Source organism: Azospirillum sp. BE72 (genome assembly GCF_031455875.1).
In the GTDB taxonomy this organism is placed as follows: domain Bacteria; phylum Pseudomonadota; class Alphaproteobacteria; order Azospirillales; family Azospirillaceae; genus Azospirillum.
On sequence record NZ_JAVDTO010000011.1, the window covers coordinates 1 to 21,711 of the forward strand.

The 21,711-nt window shown below is 67.1% G+C and carries 16 protein-coding genes; 7 read left to right on the forward strand and 9 right to left on the reverse strand.

All coding sequences use genetic code 11. The annotated features are described in order from the left end of the window. Positions 1 to 213: 213 nt before the first annotated feature. The 3 genes from J2Y49_RS22215 to J2Y49_RS22225 all read right to left on the reverse strand — a co-directional run bounded on the left by J2Y49_RS22215 (position 214) and on the right by J2Y49_RS22225 (position 4,133). On the reverse strand, positions 214 to 1,881 hold the full coding sequence (locus J2Y49_RS22215) for an ABC transporter substrate-binding protein (protein ID WP_310117131.1): 1,668 nt from the start codon (positions 1,879 to 1,881) through the stop codon (positions 214 to 216). Between the two features lie 97 nt (positions 1,882 to 1,978). Further along, positions 1,979 to 2,782, reverse strand: a complete 804-nt coding sequence (locus tag J2Y49_RS22220) for a class II aldolase/adducin family protein (protein WP_310117132.1) — start codon at positions 2,780 to 2,782, stop codon at positions 1,979 to 1,981. A 28-nt stretch (positions 2,783 to 2,810) separates the two neighbouring features. After that, a complete protein-coding gene (locus tag J2Y49_RS22225) occupies positions 2,811 to 4,133 on the reverse strand; it encodes an ArgE/DapE family deacylase (RefSeq protein ID WP_310117133.1) in 1,323 nt (440 codons plus the stop codon). 291 nt (positions 4,134 to 4,424) lie between these two features. On the opposite strand from J2Y49_RS22225, the gene J2Y49_RS22230 reads away from it, so the two are divergent. After that, positions 4,425 to 5,420 carry a LysR family transcriptional regulator gene (locus J2Y49_RS22230; RefSeq protein ID WP_310117134.1) on the forward strand — a complete coding sequence of 332 codons (996 nt, stop codon included), beginning with the start codon at positions 4,425 to 4,427 and terminating at the stop codon, positions 5,418 to 5,420. Between the two features lie 28 nt (positions 5,421 to 5,448). Here J2Y49_RS22230 and J2Y49_RS22235 read toward each other — a convergent pair whose 3' ends face one another. From J2Y49_RS22235 to J2Y49_RS22255, 5 genes are all read right to left on the reverse strand, one after another. Then, the gene (locus J2Y49_RS22235; RefSeq protein WP_310117135.1) at positions 5,449 to 6,864 is read right to left on the reverse strand and encodes a GAF domain-containing protein; all 1,416 of its coding nucleotides are present in this window, start codon (positions 6,862 to 6,864) and stop codon (positions 5,449 to 5,451) included. After that, positions 6,861 to 7,328 carry a hypothetical protein gene (locus J2Y49_RS22240; RefSeq protein ID WP_310117136.1) on the reverse strand — a complete coding sequence of 156 codons (468 nt, stop codon included), beginning with the start codon at positions 7,326 to 7,328 and terminating at the stop codon, positions 6,861 to 6,863. Before J2Y49_RS22240 ends, J2Y49_RS22235 begins: the two co-directional genes overlap by 4 nt. Positions 7,329 to 7,487: 159 nt before the next feature. Then, complete coding sequence (locus J2Y49_RS22245; protein ID WP_310117137.1) at positions 7,488 to 8,555, reverse strand: lytic transglycosylase domain-containing protein; 1,068 nt, start codon at positions 8,553 to 8,555, stop codon at positions 7,488 to 7,490. Positions 8,556 to 8,780: 225 nt separating this feature from the next. Continuing rightward, complete coding sequence (locus J2Y49_RS22250) at positions 8,781 to 9,227, reverse strand: hypothetical protein (protein ID WP_310117138.1); 447 nt, start codon at positions 9,225 to 9,227, stop codon at positions 8,781 to 8,783. 270 nt (positions 9,228 to 9,497) lie between these two features. Then, complete coding sequence (locus J2Y49_RS22255; RefSeq protein ID WP_310117139.1) at positions 9,498 to 10,949, reverse strand: catalase; 1,452 nt, start codon at positions 10,947 to 10,949, stop codon at positions 9,498 to 9,500. Positions 10,950 to 11,070: 121 nt separating this feature from the next. On the opposite strand from J2Y49_RS22255, the gene J2Y49_RS22260 reads away from it, so the two are divergent. The 3 genes from J2Y49_RS22260 (at position 11,071) to J2Y49_RS22270 (ending at position 15,629) form a co-directional block, all read left to right on the forward strand. Beyond that, positions 11,071 to 12,018: a LysR substrate-binding domain-containing protein gene (locus J2Y49_RS22260; RefSeq protein ID WP_310117140.1), complete on the forward strand. Its 948-nt coding sequence runs from the start codon at positions 11,071 to 11,073 to the stop codon at positions 12,016 to 12,018. Positions 12,019 to 12,139: 121 nt separating this feature from the next. Next, positions 12,140 to 14,485 carry a glycogen debranching protein GlgX gene (gene glgX, locus J2Y49_RS22265; RefSeq protein ID WP_310117141.1) on the forward strand — a complete coding sequence of 782 codons (2,346 nt, stop codon included), beginning with the start codon at positions 12,140 to 12,142 and terminating at the stop codon, positions 14,483 to 14,485. A gap of 64 nt (positions 14,486 to 14,549) precedes the next feature. Continuing rightward, the gene (locus tag J2Y49_RS22270) at positions 14,550 to 15,629 is read left to right on the forward strand and encodes a putative zinc-binding peptidase (protein ID WP_310117142.1); all 1,080 of its coding nucleotides are present in this window, start codon (positions 14,550 to 14,552) and stop codon (positions 15,627 to 15,629) included. A 181-nt stretch (positions 15,630 to 15,810) separates the two neighbouring features. Here J2Y49_RS22270 and J2Y49_RS22275 read toward each other — a convergent pair whose 3' ends face one another. Continuing rightward, positions 15,811 to 17,478, reverse strand: a complete 1,668-nt coding sequence (locus tag J2Y49_RS22275; RefSeq protein WP_310117143.1) for a GGDEF domain-containing protein — start codon at positions 17,476 to 17,478, stop codon at positions 15,811 to 15,813. Between the two features lie 453 nt (positions 17,479 to 17,931). On the opposite strand from J2Y49_RS22275, the gene J2Y49_RS22280 reads away from it, so the two are divergent. From J2Y49_RS22280 to J2Y49_RS22290, 3 genes are all read left to right on the forward strand, one after another. Further along, positions 17,932 to 19,038, forward strand: coding sequence for a TRAP transporter substrate-binding protein (locus tag J2Y49_RS22280; RefSeq protein WP_310117144.1), 1,107 nt, complete (start codon positions 17,932 to 17,934; stop codon positions 19,036 to 19,038). Positions 19,039 to 19,352: 314 nt separating this feature from the next. Continuing rightward, the gene (locus tag J2Y49_RS22285; protein ID WP_310117145.1) at positions 19,353 to 20,462 is read left to right on the forward strand and encodes an ABC transporter ATP-binding protein; all 1,110 of its coding nucleotides are present in this window, start codon (positions 19,353 to 19,355) and stop codon (positions 20,460 to 20,462) included. Positions 20,463 to 20,530: 68 nt separating this feature from the next. Next, positions 20,531 to 21,577: an ABC transporter substrate-binding protein gene (locus J2Y49_RS22290; RefSeq protein WP_310117146.1), complete on the forward strand. Its 1,047-nt coding sequence runs from the start codon at positions 20,531 to 20,533 to the stop codon at positions 21,575 to 21,577. Positions 21,578 to 21,711 lie beyond the last annotated feature (134 nt).

Consider the following 21,711-nt stretch of genomic DNA (forward strand, 5'->3'; position numbering starts at 1 on the left):
CGTATCCCCCCCCCCCCGCCGGCGCCCCCCCCCCCCCCCCGGCCCCCCCCCCCCCCCCCCCCCCGGGGGGGGGGGCCCCCCCCCCCCCCGGGGGGTGGGGGGGGGGGGGGGGGGGAGGCATAGCGTGGATTCTCGGGGAGGGACCGCCGTGCGTCCCCCTCACCCTAACCCTCTCCCCGGGGGGGAGAGGGGATACTCGAGGGAGATGGACGACTACTTCGCCAGCCAGACGTCTTCGTACGTGTCGTTCACGCCGATGGCGGTCTTGTTGGCGTTCTTGACCCGCTTGTCGAGGAAGGTCGGGAACTCCATCTCCAGCAGCCACACGACCGGCAGCTCGTCGGACAGGATGCGCTGCACCTCGCTGTACTGCTCCTGGCGCTTGGCCGGGTCATTCTCCTGCGACGCCTTGGCGAACAGCTCGTCCACCCTCGGGTTGGAATAGCCCATGGTGTTGGAGAACAGCACGCCCTTGCGGATGTTGGACGAGATGTAGGTGCGGGCGACGCCCAGCGCCGGATCACCGTACTGGTAGACGAAGTTGGTGGTGATCTCGTAATCCCAGTTGGCGACGCGCTGGCTCCAGCCGGCGGCGTCGGTGCTTTCCAGGACGACGGCGATGCCGACCTTGGACAGCGACTGCTTCAGATACTCGCCCAGCCGGGTCCAGGTCTCCCCATAGGGCATCGGCATGATCTTGACGGTGGCGCGCACGCCCTTGCCGTCGGGCTTCAGGCCCATCTCGTCCAGCAGGGCCTTGGCCTTGGCGAGATCGGGCTCGTAGGTGGTGACCTTCGGGTCATAGAACTTGACCACCGAGTTGATCGGACCGGTCGGCACGCGGCCCAGGCCGAACCAGATCTTGTCGCGGATGAACTTGCGGTCGATGGCGTAGGCGATGGCCTTGCGGAAGCGCTTGTCGTCCAGCGGCTTGACGCGGTGGTTGATCTCCAGCCAGGACAGCGGCGCCACGAACTCGTAGCCGGCGGTGGTCATGGTCAGGTTGGGCAGCGCCTTCATGCGCGGAACCTCGAAGGGCTCCAGATCGCTGTACTGGGTCTGCTGCACCTGTCCGCTCTCCAACGCCAGCGAGCGGCTGGCGGCGTCCGGGATCACGCGGAAGGTGATGCCGTCGAGATAGGGCAGGTCCTTCTTGTAATAATCCTCGTTGCGGACGAGCTGGATGTAGCTGCCCTTGACCCATTCCTTCAGCTTGAAGGGACCGGTGCCGATCGGCGTGGCGTTGGCCGGGTTGGCACGGAACTCCGTCCCTTCATAGAGGTGGGCCGGCACCATCGGGGCGGAGGACACCTCGAAGGCCTGGATGAAGGCGGGGAAGGCTTCCTTCAGCTTGAACTCGACGGTGTGGTCGTCCAGCGCGGTGATCGACTCGCAGCGGCTGAAGACGGCACGGGCGCGCGGGTGGACCTCCATCAGGAACTTGGAGGTGGAGAAGACGACGTCCTTCGCGGTGAAGGGCTTGCCGTCATGCCACTTGACGTTCTGGAACAGCTTGAAGGTGTAGGTCAGCCCGTCCGGCGACACCGTCCAGCTTTCGGCCAGCGACGGCATCGGGTTCAGCTTCTGGTCGTAGGTCAGCAGGCCCTGGTAGATCTTGCCGGCGACCGTCTGGGTCGGCCCCTGCTGGTTCAGGCCCAGCATCAGGGTCGGTGGCTCCGGCTGCACGATGGAGTTGAGGACACCGCCGCGGACCGGCGTTTCCTGGGCCATGGCCGGGGCGGCGACCAGCGCCGCGGTGCCGGGAACGGCGAGCACGGCGGCCAGCAGACCGGCGGCGGCGGCGCGGTGGAACCCGCGGGTGAAACCGCCCTGAAAACTGCGGCGGAAGCTGGCGGGGATACCGGTAAGGCGTCTGGTCATCGGGTGTCCTCGTCTCCAGAAGTTGTCGGTGGTGTCAGCGACCCTGTCGTGTCGGTGTTTTTTGTTGGGAGGTTAGGTGGGGGTCTAACTTACCCACTCACCGCGGCCCCACCGGCCCGGACGTGCCGTTCAGCCAGCGCAGCATCGCGTCCCATTCCAGGACGCCGGCCTTCGGATAGGCGCGCTCGTACTGCTGCGCGGTGTGCTCGCAGACTTCGGGCGACGGGTAGATCAGCGGACGGCCGCCGGCCAGCGCCATGATCTGCTGCTTGCAGGCCTGCTCCAGGTAGTACATCAGCACCGCCGCCTCGGCGACGTCCTGGCCGGCGGTCAGCAGGCCGTGGTTGCGCAGGATCATGCTGTGATGGCCGCCGAGATCGGCGACCAGCCGCTCCCGCTCCGCCAGATCGAGCGCGATGCCCTCGTAGGTGTGATAGGCGATGCGGTTGTACCAGCGCAGCGAATGCTGGGTGATCGGCAGCAGCCCGTCGGCCTGGGCACTCACCGCCATGCCGGCGTCGGTATGCAGGTGGATGACGGCGCCGACGTCGGGGCGGGCGTGGTGGACGGCGCTGTGGATGGTGAAACCGGCGGGGTTGATGGCGTCACCCTCGCGCCCGTCCACCAGATTGCCGTCGATGTCGACCTTCACGAGGTTGTCGGGCGTCACCTCGTGGAACATCAGTCCATAGGGGTTGATCAGGAAATGGTCGGGCGTGTCGGGAATCCGCGCCGACATGTGGGTGTAGATCAGGTCGGTCATGCCGAGCCGGTCGAACAGCTTGTAGGCGGCGGCCAGATCGGTGCGCACCTTCCACTCCACGTCGGAGCAGTCGCGGGTGGCGCGCGGGGCGTGGGTGGCGGCGGCGGCGGCGTTGGCGGTCAGCGTCTCGGCGATCATCGGGCGGGTCTCGTCGGGAAAGAAGGGATCAGATGGGTTCCAGGCCGCACCAGCCGGCGATGAACAGCGCCAGCACGCGGGTCACGTCGCGCAGGCTGTCCAGCGACACCGATTCGTCGATGCCGTGGATGCGCGTCGCCTCCGGCCCGTAGCAGGTGGCGGGGGTGTCGCCATAGAGCTGGAAGAAGCGGGCGTCGGTGGTGCAGGTCAGCGCCACCAGTTCAGGGTCGCCGCCCCGCACCGCGCGGTGGCTGTCGGCCAGCATGGTCACCAGCGGATGGGCCGGGTCGATCTCGCAGCCGGCGGCCTGGAAGCCGTTCCACTGCAGCTCGATCCCCACGCTGGAAAGAGCCGGGTCGGCGGAGCGCGCCTGCTCCACCGCCCGGGTCACCTCGGCGCGGACCGCCTCCGGCTCCTGCCCGGGGAAGAAGCCGAACCGGAGGTCGAGCGCGCAGCGCGTCGGGACTGACGACGGCCACTCGCCGCCCTCGATCCGGCCGAGATTGATGTTGACGGGATGGGCATGACCGCAGAAGGCGGGATGGCGGCAGGCCGGCTCGTTCCAGCGCACTTCCAGCGCCTTTAGATGCGCCGCCAGCGCATAAGCCGCCTCGATGGCGTTCACGCCGGCCGAGGTGTCGAGCACATGGGCCGGCGTGCCGGTCAGCACCAGCCGCAGCCACATCACGCCGACTTGGGCGACGGAAATGGAATGGTTGAACGGCTCCGGGATCACCGCGGCGTCGGCGCGGTAGCCGCGGTGCAGGCAGGCGAGCGCGCCGTTGCCGGTGCACTCCTCCTCGATCACCGACTGCAGATAGACCGGGGCGGCCGGCTGGTAGCCAAGCTTGCGGAGCGCGCCGAAGGCGGCGGTATAGGCGGCGATGCCCGCCTTCATGTCGCCGGCCCCGCGGCCGTAGAGCCGCCCGTCGGCGATGCGCGGCTCGAAGGGCGGGGTGGTCCACAGCTCCGCCGGGCCGGTCGGCACCACGTCGATGTGGCCGTTCAGAATCAGCGAGCGGCCTTTCGCCTCGCGTGGCTTGTGAACGCCGACGACATTCTCCCGGCCGGCATAGGCTCCCGGCAGCACTGGCGGCGAGAAGCCCGGCATGCGGGAAATCGCCTCCTCGTCCACGTCGAAGCGGTCGACCTCCAGTCCGAGCGCGGCGAAACGGTCGGCCATCAGCGCCTGCGCTCCGGACTCGTCCCCCAGCAGCGACGGCTGGCGCACGAGGTCGGACAGCAGGTCCACGCACTCGGCCTGCGCGGCGTCGGCGGCGTCGAGGATCGCGGTGCGCAAGCCGGGGTCCGGCAACGCATGGTCGAGACGGTCTGCCGTTTCTCGTGTCATTCCGAATCCTCTTCACCGCTGCGGCAGGACTGCGCGGTCGGTTGAAAAAAGACAAAGCGACTCTTGTGCAGACTATCCTAAATGGATATGACCGCGATAATGCGACGCTATGGATGTCCGGCTTGGCGATGTTTGAAGGTCGCCATATGTCGATTAGGCGGCGTCGAAAGCGACGAGGCAAATAAGCATTTTTCATTTGGCCTATGAGTTTGATTTATGCCGCAGTTGCTCACAAGGCATTCATGTGCGTAGAATTTGGGCGATCGAACGAAAGCACCGGAATCGGGCAGAGTGGATAAGGGGCGGGCGGTGATCGAAACCGAGGCGGAACGGCAGGCTTTGGCCCGCCTGGGTCAGCAGATGGACTGGAACCTGCTGCGCACCTTCATGGTGATCGTGCAGGAGGGGAGCATCACCAAGGCCTCCGTCCGCCTGTTTTTGACGCAGCCCGCGGTCAGCCTCGCCCTGAAGCGGCTGGAGGAGCAACTCGGCCGCACCCTGATCGACCGCGGCCCCGGCCGCTTCGCCGTCACCGCCGCCGGTGAGCAGGTCTATGACGAGGCGGTCGCGATCCACGCCACCGTGTCCCGCCTGGGCGCCCTGGTGCGCGACGCCAAGGATGAGATCAGCGGCCATGTCCACATCCTGATGACCAGCCGCATCCAGACGCCGCTGCTCGACCGGTCGCTGCGGGAATTTCACCGGATGTACCCGCAGGTGACCTTCCGCATCGACGTGATGGCCTCGGCCGATGCCCATATCGCATTGCAGCAGCGGGTCGGCGCCATGGCGATCTGCCTGTTGCGCGAACCGATTCCCGGGCTGTCCGCCCAAGTGTTCCTGCGCCAGACCTACCGCCTCTATTGCGGTTCCGAGTTCCGCCTGTTCGGGCAGCGCGACATCGACATCGCCGAGTTGCGGCACGAGAATTTCGTTTCCTTCACCTCCGACCAGATCGACGGCGCCCTGTCGCCGCTGACGCTGTTCCGGGCGCGGGAAGGTTTCGCCGGACGCGTCGTCGCCTCTTCCGCCAATCTGGAGGAGGTGCGCCGCATGATCCTCTGCGGCCTTGGCATCGGCCCGCTGCCGGAACACATCGCCGCCCGCGACGTGGATGACGGCATGCTGTGGGAACTGCCGCCCTACGAGGGGATCGCGCCGGTCAACGTCCACCTGATCTGGAACGAACAGGCCAAGCTGAACCGCGCCGAGCGTGCTTTCCTGGAGTATCTGCAAACGGCGCTCGCCACCGCCCCGGCGCGGGAACTGGCGGGGGCGAGCGGGTAAGGGGGACGCGAGGTGGCACCCGTAACCCTCACTGCATCTCCTCCAGCCGCAGCGGCGTTTCCACCAGCAGCCGGAACCGCCCGCGCCCCGTCTTCTCGATCCGCAACGGTCCGCGGCGGTCGTCCAGCCGGCGCTGCAGAAGGATCAGCCGCGCTTCCAGATTCTCGGCGAAATCCGGCAGCGGGATGTCCGGCGCCAGCCGCAGTTCGCGGTTGGTGAAGTCGGTGCGCCCCAGCGCTGTGTGGTCGCGCACCAGCTTCCACAGGATCGCCCCGGCCACGCCCTTGATCAGATAGTCGTGGTCGAGGAAGACGCTGTCGTCGCTGGCGTAATGGCGCACGGTGATCGGCTGTCCGCCGGCCGGTGCCGCCACGGTCTTGGCCGGCGTATCCTCCACCTCAGCTTCCGTCGTCGGGGCCGGAACCATCGGCAGGCTGCGCATCAGCGCGCCCAGCTGTGCGGCGAGCGTCGCCAGCGCATCCTCGTCGTCGTAGGTGAAGCGCATCTCCTGCGTGCTCTCCACGAAAAGCACCCCGGCCAGTACCCCGGCGAGCCTGCCGCAGCCGTCCCCGGCCTCATGCGCCAGGATCGGAACCGCCAACTGGCTGTGTGGCCGCTCCAGACCGGGGAAGGGGATCTCGCGCAGCGGTCCCGCCTCCGTCCCCTGCCGCATCGCCATGCTGTAGGCGACGTCGGTGGTCATGTGGGTGATGCGGATCGGTACCCGCTCGCGCGCCGCCACCCCGATTACCCCGTCGCCGGGCGCCACCTCCCAGCCGATGCCGCTGCCCCGCCCGCTCGCCTCCCCGCTGGCCTCGTAACCCAGCGCCGCGACTGTGAACAGCCGCCCGCTGGCGGTATCTGGCAGCAGGATCAGCGCATGCTCCACCCCGAACAGGTCGCGCAGGGCGACGATGGCGCGGTCGAGCAGGTCGGACAGGTCGGCGCAGCCGCGCAAGCCTTCGCAGGCGCGCCGGACGGCCGACAGCAGGCTGCGGGGGCGCATTCGCGCGGGCAGGGGACGACCGCCGGGAACCCCCTCGATTTCCGTCACCCAGAACAGGTCGGCGCCGCGCAGCCGGAACACCTCCGCCATCCCGACATGCGAGGCGATGCCCGACAGCTTGGCCTTCATGCTCTCGAACAGCGGACCATCGGTCTCGGTCCGCAGATAGGCCAGCCGCAGCCGGTACTGTGCCCCCGTCGACGGGTCGATGACCTCCAGAAGGGCGTCCCGGCAGTCCAGGATGTTGGCCCGCGTCTTGTTGAAGAACTGATAGGACAGGGCGATGTGGCCGGGGTCGACGTAATGGACCTGCGACAGCTGCGAGACGTTGGGCGTGCCGTCCGGCGCCACCGTGGCGATGGTGGCGGGGATCACCCCCTCCAGGCAAGTCCGGATGGCGTCGAGCGTCAGCGTGTGGTGGGCTTGCGGGGCGCTCATGCCTGCACCGGTTCGCCGGCCTTCGGGCCCGGCGTCTGGTCGAACACCGCCGCCGGGCGGACATGCAGCGCCACCAGATCGGCCGGATCGCAGGTCATCACCGCCCGGATGAAGGGCTCGGTGAAGCCGATGCCGGTCAACTCGGTGATGAAGCCATCCAGATAGGGGCCGGTGAGCGCCTCCTCCTCCGCAGTCGGGGCGGCCACGACGGCGCCATCGCCCTTGACCTGCAGGGAGCGGTGTGTGCTGGGTTCGGAGAAGACCACGGCCAGCCGGCCGGTGTCGGCGACGGCGGCCACCAGTTCGGCATTGGCCCGCCCGTCGAGCAGAACGGTCAGCCGCTCTCCCCCGCAACTCGCCCGCGCCGCCACCGCCCGTGCGACCAGGGGCCGGTTCGCCCGGTCGCTGGAGGCGACGTTGACGCTGAGGCTGCGGTCGAGGAAGCGCAGGACCGCAGCGCCCACACCTGTTCCAAGCTGAAGACCGTCCGGCTCCGCCACGCCCGCCCCCTCAGCGCCCCTTGGCGCCGTTGTTCGGAGATCAGGATAGCAACGGCACCGGCCGGGCGGCAAATCAACCGATGGACGTCATCCATGCGGCAGGGACTTGCCCGGCCATGCCGGTCACGCCCCCGGCGCCACCACGAAGCAGGCCATGCCGATGGTGACCAGTCCGTTGCAGGCGCTGGCCGCATCCTGCTGCGACAGGCCGGACAGGCGGGCGCGGTAGAGCGGCCCGGTCTGGGTATCCACCGCCTGCACCACCCGTTGCGAACGCGACAGCACCGGCATTGAATTGCGGGCGCGGTCGATCACGCGCTGGCTGTCGTCGGGCGAGCGGAAGGCGCCGAGCTGGACCGTCCACACCCCGCCGCCGGCCGTCGCCGCTCCTGCCATCGTCGCCACCGGACGCGGCGCCGGAGCGTCGGGAGTCGAGGTGTCGGGCGCCACCACCCGCACCGCTGGCGGCGGAGCCGCCGCAGGGGCAGGCGAGGGCAGCGCCGCCACGGCGATCGGCGGACGGCTGGCCGCCGGGCGGCTGTTTGCGGGCGGCGCGTAGGAGGGCGCCTGATAGGAGGGCGTCGGCCGTGACGACGAGTAGGAGGACCCGAAGTCCGGCGTCGAATCGGAGGACGGCGCGCTGACCAGCACGATGTCGGCGCCGTTGGGGGCCGGGGTGCGGTTCAGCCGCGGGCCGACCGACGCGATGTAGCGCCGCGTCTCGCCCGGCAGGCTGCGCTTGCCGGCCAGATAGTCGCCGTAACAGCCCGGACCGCAGTTGTAGGCGCCGAGGAAGCCCGGCGCGCCGAACAGGTTGTACATCTCGCGCAGATACGCGGTGCCGGCGATGATGTTGTCATGCGGATCGAACGGGTCGGAGCCCAGATCGTGCTTGCGCCGCATCTCCTCATAGGTGCCGGGCATCACCTGCATCAGGCCCATGGCGCCGGCCTTGCTGACGATCGGCTTGCCGTTGACGGTGGTGCGCCCGCCGCTTTCCTGGCGGATGACCTCGCGGATCCACAGCTCCGGCATGTCGAAGCGTTTGGAGGCCTCGGCGACGTGGGCGTCGATCTCCGCCGGGGTGGCGGTGCGGTGCGATCCGCCCCCGCTGGCGCAGGCGCTCAGCAGGGCGGTCAGGGCGGCGCAGGTCAGCAACGGCTTCAGGCGACGCACGGAACCCCCGGTCATCGTTTGATTCTAACTTTAGGATAAGCCCGATTTGGAGGTAGCGACCTTTGCACATTCCGGCCCCGCCGTAAACCGTCCCGGCTGTGACCTTCGACGCGGCCGGAGAACGCGGAGGGGGGAGGGCATCGGAGTCCTTCGGACGGACAAGCGGCCGGACGGGCATCTGCCGTCCGGATCTCCCTCTACCGGGATTGCCCTTGCCCGGATCTTTCGGCGATCGGGTCTTCAAATCTCCCGGTCATCGTCCGGGTCGCGGCGGGTCGTCAGTTCGCGCATCAGCCGTTCCTTGGCGGTCTTCCGGCTCGGCCGCCCCCCGGCCCGTCCGAACAGCCCGCCCAGCAGCCCGCCGGATTTCGGCTCGTCCTCCGGCTCCGCGGTCACCTGCGCGCGCTCCGCCTCGCGCCGGGCCAGCATGGCGGCGCGGTCGACCAGCGGGTTGCGCAGCCGGTGCGGCAGCGCCTTGAAGGCGAGGTTGGCGCGTTCCAGGTCCGCCACCGACTCGGTGGACCGCGCGATGCGCAGCGCCACCCGGAACAGGTCGAGCCGCCACGCATCCTCCGGCGCATGCGGCAGCGTCTCCGCCGCCGCCAGCAGGGTATCCAGCCCCTTCCCGGTCAGTCCGCTGGTGGATCGTTCGCCGGTCGATCGTTCGGTGTCGCGGTCCCGTCCCATTCCGTCATCAATGCTGTCGCGCTGAAGGCGGACTTTAGGACGCCGGCCGCCGCTTTGTCTGCCCCCAAGCGGTGACCACACCGTTTGGGTGGGGGAGGGGGTGAGACGGCGGCGAAAAAAGCCCTCCCCCGTTTCCGGGAAGAGGGCTGCCAAGTCAAACGGGGAAATGCGCGGCTGGATGCCGGCAATCATGCCAGCGCCCAGGGGGATGGGCGCGGCATCTCAGAACCGGCCCCTCCGCACAGCCGCGGAAGGGTCGGAAACCTCACGTCACGCCGCGGCCTGCGCCACGGTCAGGCCCAGCCGCTTGGCCACGCCCTCGCCATAGGCGGGGTCGGCGGCCAGGAAGTGCTTCAGCTGGCGCTGCTGGATGAACAGCGGGACCTTGCCCAGGCTGCCGGCGATGTTGTCCATCAGACGGTCCTGAGCCTCCCCGCCGATCAGGCGGAACAGCGCGCCGGCCTGGGCGTAGTCGTCGTTGCCCTCGCGGTGGTCGTAATGGGCGGCGTCGCCGCGGATGCGCAGCGGCGGCTCGCTCGCGACACCGGTCTGGGTCGGGCCGCCGAAGCTGTTCGGCTCGTAGTTCGGCCGGCCGCCGCCGTTGCCGTCCACCCGCATGGCGCCGTCGCGCTGGTAGTTGTGGACCGGGCAGCCCTGCGGCCTGTTCACCGGGATTTGGGCGTAGTTGCCGCCCAGCCGGTAGCGGTGGGCGTCGGCATAGGCGAACAGCCGGCCCTGCAGCATCTTGTCCGGGCTGAAGGAGATGCCGGGCACCACGCTGGCCGGGCTGAAGGCGGCCTGTTCGGTCTCCGCGAAGAAATTCTCCGGGTTGCGGTTCAACACCAGCTCGCCGATCTCGATCAGCGGATAGTCGGCATGCGGCCACACCTTGGTCAGGTCGAACGGGTTGATGCGGTAATCGTCGGCCTCGGCCTCCGGCATGATCTGCACCGAGACCGTCCAGGCCGGGAAGTCGCCGTCCTCGATCGAGGCGAACAGGTCGCGGGTGGCGTGGTCGGGGTCGATGCCGCCCATCACCGTCGCCTGCTCGGCGGTGAAGTTCTGGATGCCCTGGCGGGTCTTGAAGTGGTACTTGACCCAGAAGCGTTCGTTCGCCGCGTTGATCCACGAGAAGGTGTGGCTGCTGAAGCCGTCCATGTGGCGATAGCTGCGCGGCGTGCCGCGGTCGCTGAACAGGATGGTCAGCTGGTGCATGGTCTCCGGCGACAGCGAGAAGAAGTCCCACATGGCGGTGGGGTCCTTCAGGTTGGTGGCCGGGTTGCGCTTCTGGGTGTGGATGAAGTCCGGGAACTTCAACGGATCGCGCAGGAAGAAGACCGGCGTGTTGTTGCCGACCAGATCGTAGTTGCCCTCTTCCGTGTAGAACTTCACGGCGAAGCCGCGCGGGTCGCGCTCGGCATCGGCGGAGCCCTTCTCGCCGCCGACGGTGGAGAAGCGCAGGAAGACCGGCGTCTCCTTGCCCACCGATGACAGGAAGGCGGCCTTGGTCCAGCCGGTCACGTCGCGGGTGACGCGGAAGCTGCCGTAGGCGCCGGCCCCCTTGGCGTGGACCACGCGCTCCGGAATGCGTTCGCGGTTGAAATGGGCCAGCTTCTCGATCAGGTGGAAGTCCTGCAGCAGCAGCGGACCGCGCGGCCCGGCGCTCAGAGAATTCTGGTTGTCGGGAACGGGCTGGCCGAAGCTGGTGGTCAGGGTGCTCATCCGGGTCATCCTCGTTGGGGCGGTGTCGCTTGAAGCGGCGTCATTGTCTCGCCCCTGGTTATCCGGCGTCTTGAACGATATATCCAAGACATTGAAGGAAATGCTCCCATAGGCACCGTCTATGAATCTCTCCGCCCTGTCCCTGCGTGACCTGGAATATGTTGTCGCCGTCGCCGAGCTGCGCCATTTCGGCCGGGCCGCCGAACGCTGCGCCGTCAGCCAGCCGTCGCTGAGCGCCCAGATCCGCAAGCTGGAGGAGGCCCTCGGCCTGTCCCTGTTCGAGCGGACCAGCCGCAAGGTGCTGCTGACCCCGCGCGGCGAGGCCATCGTCGCCCAGGCCCGCGTGGTGCTGGAGGAGGCGCGGCGGCTCCTGGCCCTGGCCGACGGGTCGGGCGGTGCGCTGACCGGGCGGCTGCGGCTGGCGGCGATCCACACGCTGGGTCCCTACCTGTTCCCCCACATCCTGCCGGCGATGCGCGATGCCTGGCCCGACCTGACGCTGATCCTGTCGGAAGGGCGGACCGACAGCCTGCTGGAGGAGCTGCGCGACGGCCGGCTCGACGCCGTGCTGCTGGCTCTGCCGGTGGAGACCGACGGGCTGGTGGCGGAGCCGCTGTTCTTCGAACCCTTCCTGCTCGCCCATCCCGCCGGCCATCGCCTCTGTTCGGCGCCGACCCTGTCGCTGAACGACCTCGACCCGTCGGAGCTTCTGCTGCTGGAGGAGGGCCACTGCCTGCGCGATCAGGCGCTGGCCGCCTGCGGCCTCAGCGCGCGCGGCGGCGGCGTCCACGCCACCGGGCTGGAGACGCTGCGCCACATGGTGGCGGCCGGAGCCGGCTGCACGCTGATGCCGCTGCTGGCGACCCAGGGTGACGCCGGCCGGACCGCCAGCGTCGGCGGGCTGGTTGATTACCGTTCCTTCGATGCGTCCTCCAATGGCGCCCGCCCGCCCGGCCGCGTCATCGGTCTCGTCTGGCGGGCCAGCGATCCGCGCGACCGCGGCTTGCGCGACTTGGCCACATTGCTGCGCCGCGGCATGCCGGCGGGCACCGGGCCGGTCCTATCCTGAAGGGCTGAGGAATTTCGGGAAGGAACAAGCGCCCATCGGCTGGGTTGAAGGCTCGGCCCGCGCTTCTCACTGTCCAGGAGCGAGGGCACGACTTTCGATCCAGGCGGAGAAGTGGGCGATCATGGCAAACATCCTGAAACAGGCAACGCGGCTCGGTGAAGGATTGCCCTTTCCGCTGGGTGCGACGTGGGACGGCCTGGGCGTCAACTTCGCCTTGTTTTCCGCCCACGCCACCAAGGTGGAACTGTGTCTGTTCGATGAAAACGGCGAGGAGGAACTCGAACGCATCGAGCTTCCCGAATTCACCAACGAGATCTGGCACGGCTACCTGCCCGACGCCCGCCCCGGCCTGCTCTACGGCTACCGCGTGTATGGCCCGTACGAGCCGGAGCAGGGGCACCGTTTCAACCCCAACAAGCTTCTGCTCGACCCCTACGCCAAGGAGTTGGTCGGCGAGATCCGCTGGAATCCGGCCCATTTCGGCTATGTGATGGAATCGGGCGACGACCTGACCTATGACGAGCGCGACAGCGCGCCCTTCATGCCGAAATGCAAGGTGATCGACCCCGCCTTCACCTGGGGCCGCGACCACAAGCCCGGCACCGCCTGGGACCGCACCATCTTCTACGAAACCCATGTGAAGGGCTTCACCAAGCTGCACCCGGCGGTGCCCGACAGCCTGCGCGGCACCTATGGCGGCATGGCTGTGAAGGAGGTGGTCGACTACATCAAGTCGCTCGGCGTCACCTCGGTGGAACTGCTGCCGGTCCATGCCTTCGTCCAGGACCAGCATCTGGTGGACAAGGGGCTAGCGAACTACTGGGGCTACAACTCCATCGGCTTCTTCGCGCCGGAGCCGCGCTATTCCGCATCGGGCAACTCCATCAAGGAATTCAAGGAGATGGTCGCCCATCTCCACAATGCCGGGCTGGAGGTGATCCTCGACGTCGTCTACAACCACACCGCCGAGGGCAACGAGCGCGGGCCGACCCTGTCCTTCAAGGGCATCGACAACGCCTCCTACTACCGCCTGATCCCGGACCAGAAGCGCTACTACATCAACGAGACGGGGACCGGGAACACCGTCAACCTCAGCCACCCGCGCGTCCTGCAGATGGTCACCGATTCGCTCCGCTACTGGGCGACGGAGATGCATGTCGACGGCTTCCGCTTCGATCTCGCCACCATCCTCGGCCGCGAGCCCTACGGCTTCGACGAGGGCGGCGGCTTCCTCGACAGCTGCCTGCAGGACCCGATCCTGAACAGCGTCAAGCTGATCGCCGAGCCGTGGGACTGCGGCCCCGGCGGCTATCAGGTCGGCAATTTCCCGCCGGGCTGGGCGGAGTGGAACGACCGCTACCGCGACACCGTCCGCGCCTTCTGGAAGGGCGACGAGGGCAAGCTGCCGGAGGTGGCGCCGCGGCTCTGCGGCTCCGCCGACCTGTTCGACAAGCGCGGCCGCAAGCCCTGGGCCAGCGTGAACTTCATCACCGCCCATGACGGCTACACGCTGAACGACCTCGTTTCCTACAACGACAAGCACAACGAGGCGAACGGCGAGGACAACAACGACGGCCACTCCCACAATCTGTCCTGGAACCATGGGGTGGAGGGGCCGACCGACGACCCCGAGATCAAAGAACTCCGCGAACGGCAGAAGCGAAACATGTTGGCGACGCTGCTGCTGTCCCAGGGCTCGCCGATGCTGCTGGCCGGTGACGAGTTCGGCAACACCCAGCACGGCAACAACAACGCCTATTGCCAGGACAACGAGACGGCGTGGCTGAACTGGGACGGCATCGACGAGGACGGGCAGGCGCTGATCGAGTTCGTGCGCCGGGTCATCGCGGTGCGCCAGTCCTTCCCGATGCTGCGGCGCGGGCGCTTCCTGTCGGGCGAGTACAATGCCGAGTTCGACATCAAGGACGTGACATGGCTGACCCCCAGCGCTGACGAGATGGACGAGAGCCATTGGCACGATGGCAATGCCCGCTGCATGGGCATGCTGCTGGACGGTCGCGCCCAGGCCACGGGCATCAAGCGGCCGGCGATGGACGCCACGCTGCTTCTGGTCATCAACGCTCATCACGATGTGGTCGGGTTCACCCTGCCCGAGGTGACAGGCGGCAACGTCTGGCGCTGTCTGGTCGACACCAACCTGCCGGATCCGGACGAGGCGCCGCGCGTCGACACCGGCGACACCTATATGGTGACCGGCCGCTCGCTGCTGCTTCTGGCGCTTGAGCCGGAAGGCAAGACCTCATTCGCGCTCCGCCGCGCCGCCCACGCCCTGCGCAACGTCGCCGAAAGCCCGACCCTATCCTTCGGCGAGGAAAGCGTGGAGGAGGAGAAGCCGGCGGAGCCGGCCGAGACGAAGGAACCGGTCGAGGCGGAGGAGACGGTGAAGGAACCGGAAAAGGTGGAAACGGCTGCCGAGGCCAAGCCCGAAGCGAAGAAGCCCACCTGAACCGACACTCAATCCCCCTCTCTCTCTGGGGAGAGGGGAACCCCCGGCCTCCGGATCCCCCGCCATGAAACTCTTCGAATGCCAGAACTGCCACCAGCCGCTCTACTTCGAGAACACGCTGTGCGAGCGCTGCGGCTACCGGCTGGGCTATCTGCCGGATGTGGGCACCCTGTCGGCCATCGACCCGACCGACCATGACGGGGTGTGGAGCGCGCTCGCCACCAGCGAACCGCTCTACAAGTTCTGTGCGAACGCCGAACTGGATGCCTGCAACTGGATGCTGCCGGCCGACTCATCCGACACCCATTGCGCCGCCTGCCGGCACAACCGCACCATCCCCGACCTGTCCGACACCGCCAACCTGACGCTCTGGCGCAAGCTGGAACTGGCCAAGCACCATCTGTTCTACACCTTGACCAACCTGAAGCTGCCGCTGCAGACCCGGATCGAAAATCCGGAGGAAGGGCTGGCCTTCGACTTCCTGTCCGACACCGTCGGGCCCGACGGCACGGTGACGCCGGTGCTGACCGGCCACGCCAACGGCCTGATCACCATCAACGTCGCCGAGGCCGACGACGCCGAACGCGAAAGGCGCCGCACCGACATGGGCGAGCCCTACCGCACGCTGCTCGGCCATTTCCGGCACGAGATCGGCCATTATGTCTGGGACCGTCTGGTGCGCGACGACCCGGCCCTGCTGGAACGATTCCGCGCATTGTTCGGCGACGAGCGGGAGGATTACGGCGAGGCGCTGAAACGCCACTACGCCAGCGGCGCGCCGGCCGACTGGCAGGCGAACTTCGTCAGCTCCTACGCCACCGCCCACCCGTGGGAGGATTTCGCCGAGACCTGGGCGCATTATCTCCACATCGTCGACACGCTGGAAACCGCCCGCGCCTTCGGCCTGAAGATCCGCCCGCGCATCACCGAAGGGGCGGAACTGGAATCGGAGATCGACTTCAACCCCCACAAGGCCCGGCACATCGAGGACCTGATCGAACCCTGGCTGCCCCTGACCTATGCGGTGAACAGCCTGAACCGCAGCATGGGCCAGCCGGATCTCTACCCCTTCATCCTGTCGGCGGCGGTGATCGAAAAGCTGGGATTCATGAACGGAATGGTCCGGGGGTTGGAGGGGCGCTAGACCCCCACCCCAACCCTCCCCCGCTCTCAGCGGACCTACGGTCCGCCTGCCGCGTCAGCACAAAGCAGAGCTTTGTGCGAGAGCTGGGCGGGGGAGGGGGTAAGTGCTTATACGGAAAAGCAGCGGCAATTCCCCCCGCCCAGCGGGGGAGGTTAGGTGGGGGTCCAACTCCCCAAGCATCCTACCCCTCCGCCCCCACCTCGACCCTGGTCCAGCGCACCGCGCGGTTGCGCCCGTCGCGCTTGGCCTTGTAGAGCGCGGCGTCGGCATGGCGCATCACCGTCGCCATGTCGCCGTCATCCTCCGGCCAGGAGGCGATGCCGATGGAGCAGCCGACACGAACCTTCTCGCCATTGATCGACACCGGCTCGTTCACCGCGGCGATGATGCGGGACGCCAGTTCCTCGGTGTCGGGGGCGGGGCGGCCGGCGCGGCGCGGCAGGACGGCGGCGAATTCGTCGCCGCCCAGCCGGGCAATCACGTCGTCGTCGCGGAAGATGCTGGCGAGACGGCCGCCGACCTGCCGCAGGACGGCGTCGCCGGCGTCGTGGCCCAACCGGTCGTTCACCGGCTTGAAGCCGTCCAGGTCGATGTACATCATCGTCGCCGATCCGCCGCCGCTGCCGGTCGACGCCTCGACATACTGTTCGAAATAACGGCGGTTCGGCAGCGCGGTCAGCCGGTCCTCGTAGGCGATGTCCTCCAGCCGCATCAATGCGGCGTCCTTGTTTGTCAGGCTGTCCACCATGTCCCGCAGCGAGACGGACAGCCGGCGGATCTCCGCGGCACCGCCGACATCGGGGATGGCGACGCCGCGCTCGCCATCGCCGATCCGTTCGGCGGCGCCGGCGATGGAGCCCAGCGGACGGGCGATCCGCCCGGCGGCGAACCAGCCGATCACGCTGAACAGCAGGGCCAGCAGGATGCCGGACCCGATGATGGACAGCCGAAGCCGGTTGGTCTCGGCGAACACCAGATTGGCCGGCTGCCGGGCGATCACGGTCCAGCCGAGCCCGGCATAGTCATGCAGTCCACGACCATACGCCACGCCGGTCACATAGGTGACGCCGTCCGGCCAGCGGTCGGCGCTCCAGCCGTCGCGCAGCTTCGCGGTCAGCGCCGGAACCGGCAGAGGCTTTCCCACCGCCTGGTCCGGACCGATCAGAACGGAGCCGTCGGCCGACAGGATGTAGAGCGTCAGTTCCCGGCGGTCGGACAGCGGCTCCGTCAGCTGGCGGATCGAGGCGTAGGCCCACTCCCAGCTGTAATGGGCGGCCAGCACGCCCACCGGGGTGCCGTCGGCTCTCTGCAGCGGGGCGGAGACATCGACGAACTTCGGCGTTTCGCCCTCCAGGTACGGCACCTTGCCGCGCAGGGCCACCGCCTCGTGCACGTCGCCGACGAACAGGCCCTTCATGCCTTCCTGGTGGACCGGGCGGGTGGAGATGTCGGCGCCCAGCAGCAGCCCGCCGGAGGCCGCCATCACCCGCCCGTCCGCATTGGTCATGCCGATCCAGGCGATGGTCGGGTCGCGGCGTTTCAGTTCGTCGATGGTCGATTGCGCCACCGCCGGGTCCTTCAGCGCTTCGATCCGCGACAGAGCGGCGATCTGGTTGGCGCGTGCCCACATGGTCGAATCGAGCTGCCGCGCCAGCGACTGCGCCAGACCGGTCATCGAATCGCCGATCTCCTGCTTCAGGGCGTCGGCGGCGCCGCTGCCGACCATCAGGCCGGTCACCACCGTCGATCCCAGCACGAGGATCGCCACGGTTACGGCGACCGTGGCACGCAGGCCAAGCGCCCGGTTGCGGCGTTTGGACTTGCCGCTTGGCTGTCCAAGGGGCGTCATCGCGGCATCGTCCTTTCGGGAATCGCAAGGGGTGGGGCAAAGATCGATCAGTGCAGACACTGTATCATTCCAGCCCTTTACAAAGGGTCAATCAAAACAGCCGCAGGCATTTACAATGTACGGGCGTGCAGCTTTTTGCGTTAAGCACGTACCGGTCGTGCATCCGCCAAAAAAGTTTGCGAAGCTGACTTTCAGCATATTGCGTAAAAAGGGAAAGGCCGCTAGCTATTGAGCCGCGGCCCGAGTTTAGGGAGGAAACGCCTGAAAGGCGATCGAAACAACAAATAATGCTGCGTCGCCGAAAATCCAGCCCAATGCGGCTGGATTTTTCGTTTCTGGCGCAAGGATCTTCCGCAGATTCTGTATTGCCCCGGCGGAAGAAGGATTCCCCAAACGGTTGGTTGCGCTATCATGTCGGCCCAACGAACCATACAGTCGGGAAGATTCGTCATCATGAAACGGCGTGCGTTCCTTTCCAGCGCCGGCGTCGGCCTTGCCGCCGCCGGAACCGCCGGAGCCATTGCGGCCCCGGCCATCGCCCAGGGCTCCCAGCCCGAGATCAAGTGGCGCATGGCGTCGAGCTATCCCAAGAGCCTCGACACCATCTATGGCGCGGCGGAGTTCATTGCCAGGCGCGTGTCCGACGCCACCGACGGCAAGTTTCAGATCCGCACCTTTGCGGCGGGCGAGATCGTCCCGGCGCTGCAGGTGCTGGACGCGGTGCAGAACGGCACGGTCGAGTGCGGGCAGTCGGCGGCCTATTTCTATGTCGGCAAGGATCCGACCTTCTGCTTCGACACCGCCATGCCCTTCGGCCTGAACACGCGCCAGCACATCGCCTGGATGATGCATGGCGGCGGGTTGGAGCTGATGCGGGAGGTGTTCAAGGATTACAACATCCACCATATCCCCGCCGGCAACACCAGTGCCCAGATGGGCGGCTGGTTCCGCAAGGAAATCAAGAGCCTGGAGGATCTGAAGGGCCTGAAGATGCGCATCGGCGGTCTGGTCGGCCAGATCCTGACGCCCTTCGGCCTGGTCCCGCAGCAGCTCGGCGGCGGCGACATCTATCCGGCGCTGGAACGCGGCACCATCGACGCGGCGGAGTTCGTCGGCCCCTACGACGACGAGAAGCTCGGCTTCCACAAGGTCGCCAAATACTACTACTACCCCGGCTGGTGGGAGGGCTCGGCCCAAATCCCGCTGATGTTCAACATGCAGGCCTGGGAATCGCTGCCGAAATCCTACCAGACCATCCTGGAACAGGCCTGTTGGGAGGCCAACACCTGGATGATCGCCAAGTACGACACGCTGAACGCCGCTGCGCTGAAGCGGCTGGTCGCCGGCGGCGCCATCCTGCGCCCCTTCCCGCGTGACATGATGCAGGCCTGCGAGAAGGCGTCGTTCGAATTCTACGACAAGCTCGCCGCCGGCAACCCGCGCTTCAAGAAGGTTTATGACGGTTGGAAGCCCTTCCTGGAGCAGGAGCGGCTGTGGTTCCGCGTCGCCGAGAACGGCTTCGACAGCTTCGTCTACTCCCAGGCCGCCCAGCAGCGCTGAGCCGACACCGGGGGCGGATCGCCTGCGGCGATTCGCCCCCTCTTTTCGCGGCAAGAGCTGATTTTCATGCTTCCGTCTGTCCGCGATATCGATCATTGGTCTTCTCAATCGCATGCGAATGGAGCACACTGGCGGTCGCCGCGTGGGCAAGGCCTTCGCATTTGCACAAAAAATCGGCAGACTGTTGAATTGATCAAGTCATAGTCATTCCTCTTGTCTATTTTCTTAAACGCGTGTTACCGTCAGGGCCACAAAGACGGACCGGGCCGGGGTGGCGTACCCGGTTCCAGGTCGCCTGTGACGGGAGCGGACGGATGGACGGCGGGATGATCGCGACGACAGATACCCTGGTGCGCTTCACCGGGGTGCAGAAGACCTACGATGGCGAGCATCTGGTGGTGAAAAGCCTCGATCTCGACATCCGCAAGGGCGAATTCCTGACGCTTCTCGGGCCTTCGGGGTCGGGCAAGACCACCACGCTGATGATGCTGGCCGGGTTCGAGGTGCCGACCCATGGCGATATCTTCATCGGCGACCGGCCGATCAAGAACGTGCCGCCGCACAAGCGCGACATCGGCATGGTCTTCCAGAACTACGCCCTCTTTCCCCACCTGACGATCGAGGAAAACGTCGCCTTCCCGCTGTCGGTGCGCGGCGTTTCCAAGGCGGAAATCAAGGAACGGGTGGCCGCCGCGCTCGACATGATCAAGCTCGGCAACCTGGCGTCGCGCCGCCCCGGCCAGCTGTCCGGCGGCCAACAGCAGCGCGTGGCGCTGGCGCGCGCCCTGGTGTTCAATCCCGCCCTGGTGCTGATGGACGAGCCGCTGGGCGCGCTCGACAAGCGCCTGCGCGAGCATATGCAGCTGGAGATCAAGCACCTGCACGAAACGATGGGCCTGACCGTCGTCTACGTCACCCATGACCAGGGGGAGGCGCTGACGATGTCCGACCGCATCGCGGTGTTCAACGACGGCATCGTCCAGCAGATCGACCGCCCGGATGCACTGTACGAGCGGCCGGTGAACAGCTTCGTCGCCAACTTCATCGGCGAGAACAATGTTCTGAGCGGGGTTGTTGAAAATATCGAACACGGCTGGGCGCGGGTCGCGCTGGATGCCGGCGGCTCCGTGGTGGCGCAGGCGGTCAATATCGGCGGTGCCGGCAGCCGCACCTCGCTGTCCATCCGTCCGGAGCGCGTGGCGATCGAGACCGGCGACAGCGGCGATGCGACCACCAACCGCCTGCCGGCCACGCTGACCGACCTGATCTATGTCGGCGACCACACGCTGGCGATCCTGTCCACGCCCTCCAACCCGGAATTCATGGTCAAGCTGCCGGCCGGCTCCTATGCCGGTCTGGCGCCCGGCCAGGACGTCTACATCGCTTTCCGCCCGGAGGACTGCCGGGCGCTCGATCCGGTCTGAGGACGTGGTTCCTCAGTGCCAGGGTGCCTTACCAGCAACAACAACCACGACGAATAAGGACGGGGATCATGTCGAAGATTAAGGTGGCTCTCGGTTTCGCTGCGACCTTCACCGCCCTCACGGCCCTGTCATCGGCCGCCAGCGCCCGCGACCTGACCGTCGTGTCGTGGGGCGGCGCCTATCAGGAAGTCCAGAAGAAGGTCTATTTCGAGCCGTTCAAGGCCACCGGCACGGCGATGAACGACGAATCCTGGGACGGCGGCGTCGGCGTCCTGCGCGCCAAGGTCCAGGGCGGCGCCTCCACCTGGGACGTGGTGCAGGTCGAGAGCGAGGAACTGGCGCTCGGCTGCGACGAAGGCCTGTACGAGAAGCTGAACTACTCCAAGATCGGCGGCGAGGACGCCTACCTGCCGTCCACCGTCAACGCCTGCGGCGTCGGCGCCATCGTCTATGACTTCGTGCTGGGCTACGACAAGGACAAGCTGAAGGACGCGCCGAAGAGCTGGGCCGATTTCTTCGACACCAAGAAGTTCCCGGGCAAGCGCGGCCTGCGCCAGGGCGCCAAGACCACGCTGGAAATCGCGCTGATGGCCGACGGCGTGGCCCCGGCCGACGTCTACAAGGTGCTGGGCACCGAGGCCGGCATCGAGCGCGCCTTCAAGAAGCTCGACACCATCAAGAACGACATCGTCTGGTGGAAGGCCGGCGCCCAGCCGCCGCAGCTGCTGGCGTCCGGCGAAGTCGCGATGACCTCGGTCTACAACGGCCGCATCGACGCCGCCAACAAGAACGAGAAGAAGAACTTCGGCATGGTGTGGAACGGTGCGCTCTACACCATCGACAGCTGGGTGATCCTGAAGGGCAGCCCCAACCAGGAAGCCGCCTACAAGTTCCTGAGCTTCGTCGGCAAGGCGGAGAACCAGGCCAAGCTGTCCGAAGGCATCGCCTACGGCACGTCGAACAAGAAGGCCCCGTCGTTGCTGTCGAAGGCGGTCCTGACCGACCTGCCGACCGCGCCCGACAACATGAAGAACGCGATCGAGATCAACACCGACTTCTGGCTGGAGAACATCGACCGCCTGACCGAACGCTTCAACAAGTGGGCGGCCAAGTAAGCTTACCCAGCGACACCCCAGAAAACCCCCTCTCCCCCCCGGGGAGAGGGTCGGGGTGAGGGGGATGCACAACGGCACGCATCGGGCCGAACATGGCTTCCCCAATATGCTTTCCGGCGGACCATTTCCCGCCC

Excerpts from the sequence above, each read along its gene's own strand:
- J2Y49_RS22215 (WP_310117131.1), bottom strand. The coding sequence starts at position 1,881 with ATGACCAGACGCCTTACCGGTATCCCCGCCAGCTTCCGCCGCAGTTTT.
- J2Y49_RS22220 (WP_310117132.1), bottom strand. The coding sequence starts at position 2,782 with ATGATCGCCGAGACGCTGACCGCCAACGCCGCCGCCGCCGCCACCCAC.
- J2Y49_RS22225 (WP_310117133.1), bottom strand. The coding sequence starts at position 4,133 with ATGACACGAGAAACGGCAGACCGTCTCGACCATGCGTTGCCGGACCCC.
- J2Y49_RS22235 (WP_310117135.1), bottom strand. The coding sequence starts at position 6,864 with ATGAGCGCCCCGCAAGCCCACCACACGCTGACGCTCGACGCCATCCGG.
- J2Y49_RS22245 (WP_310117137.1), bottom strand. The coding sequence starts at position 8,555 with ATGACCGGGGGTTCCGTGCGTCGCCTGAAGCCGTTGCTGACCTGCGCC.
- J2Y49_RS22250 (WP_310117138.1), bottom strand. The coding sequence starts at position 9,227 with ATGGGACGGGACCGCGACACCGAACGATCGACCGGCGAACGATCCACC.
- J2Y49_RS22255 (WP_310117139.1), bottom strand. The coding sequence starts at position 10,949 with ATGAGCACCCTGACCACCAGCTTCGGCCAGCCCGTTCCCGACAACCAG.
- J2Y49_RS22260 (WP_310117140.1), top strand. The coding sequence starts at position 11,071 with ATGAATCTCTCCGCCCTGTCCCTGCGTGACCTGGAATATGTTGTCGCC.
- glgX (WP_310117141.1), top strand. The coding sequence starts at position 12,140 with ATGGCAAACATCCTGAAACAGGCAACGCGGCTCGGTGAAGGATTGCCC.
- J2Y49_RS22270 (WP_310117142.1), top strand. The coding sequence starts at position 14,550 with ATGAAACTCTTCGAATGCCAGAACTGCCACCAGCCGCTCTACTTCGAG.
- J2Y49_RS22275 (WP_310117143.1), bottom strand. The coding sequence starts at position 17,478 with ATGACGCCCCTTGGACAGCCAAGCGGCAAGTCCAAACGCCGCAACCGG.
- J2Y49_RS22280 (WP_310117144.1), top strand. The coding sequence starts at position 17,932 with ATGAAACGGCGTGCGTTCCTTTCCAGCGCCGGCGTCGGCCTTGCCGCC.
- J2Y49_RS22285 (WP_310117145.1), top strand. The coding sequence starts at position 19,353 with ATGGACGGCGGGATGATCGCGACGACAGATACCCTGGTGCGCTTCACC.
- J2Y49_RS22290 (WP_310117146.1), top strand. The coding sequence starts at position 20,531 with ATGTCGAAGATTAAGGTGGCTCTCGGTTTCGCTGCGACCTTCACCGCC.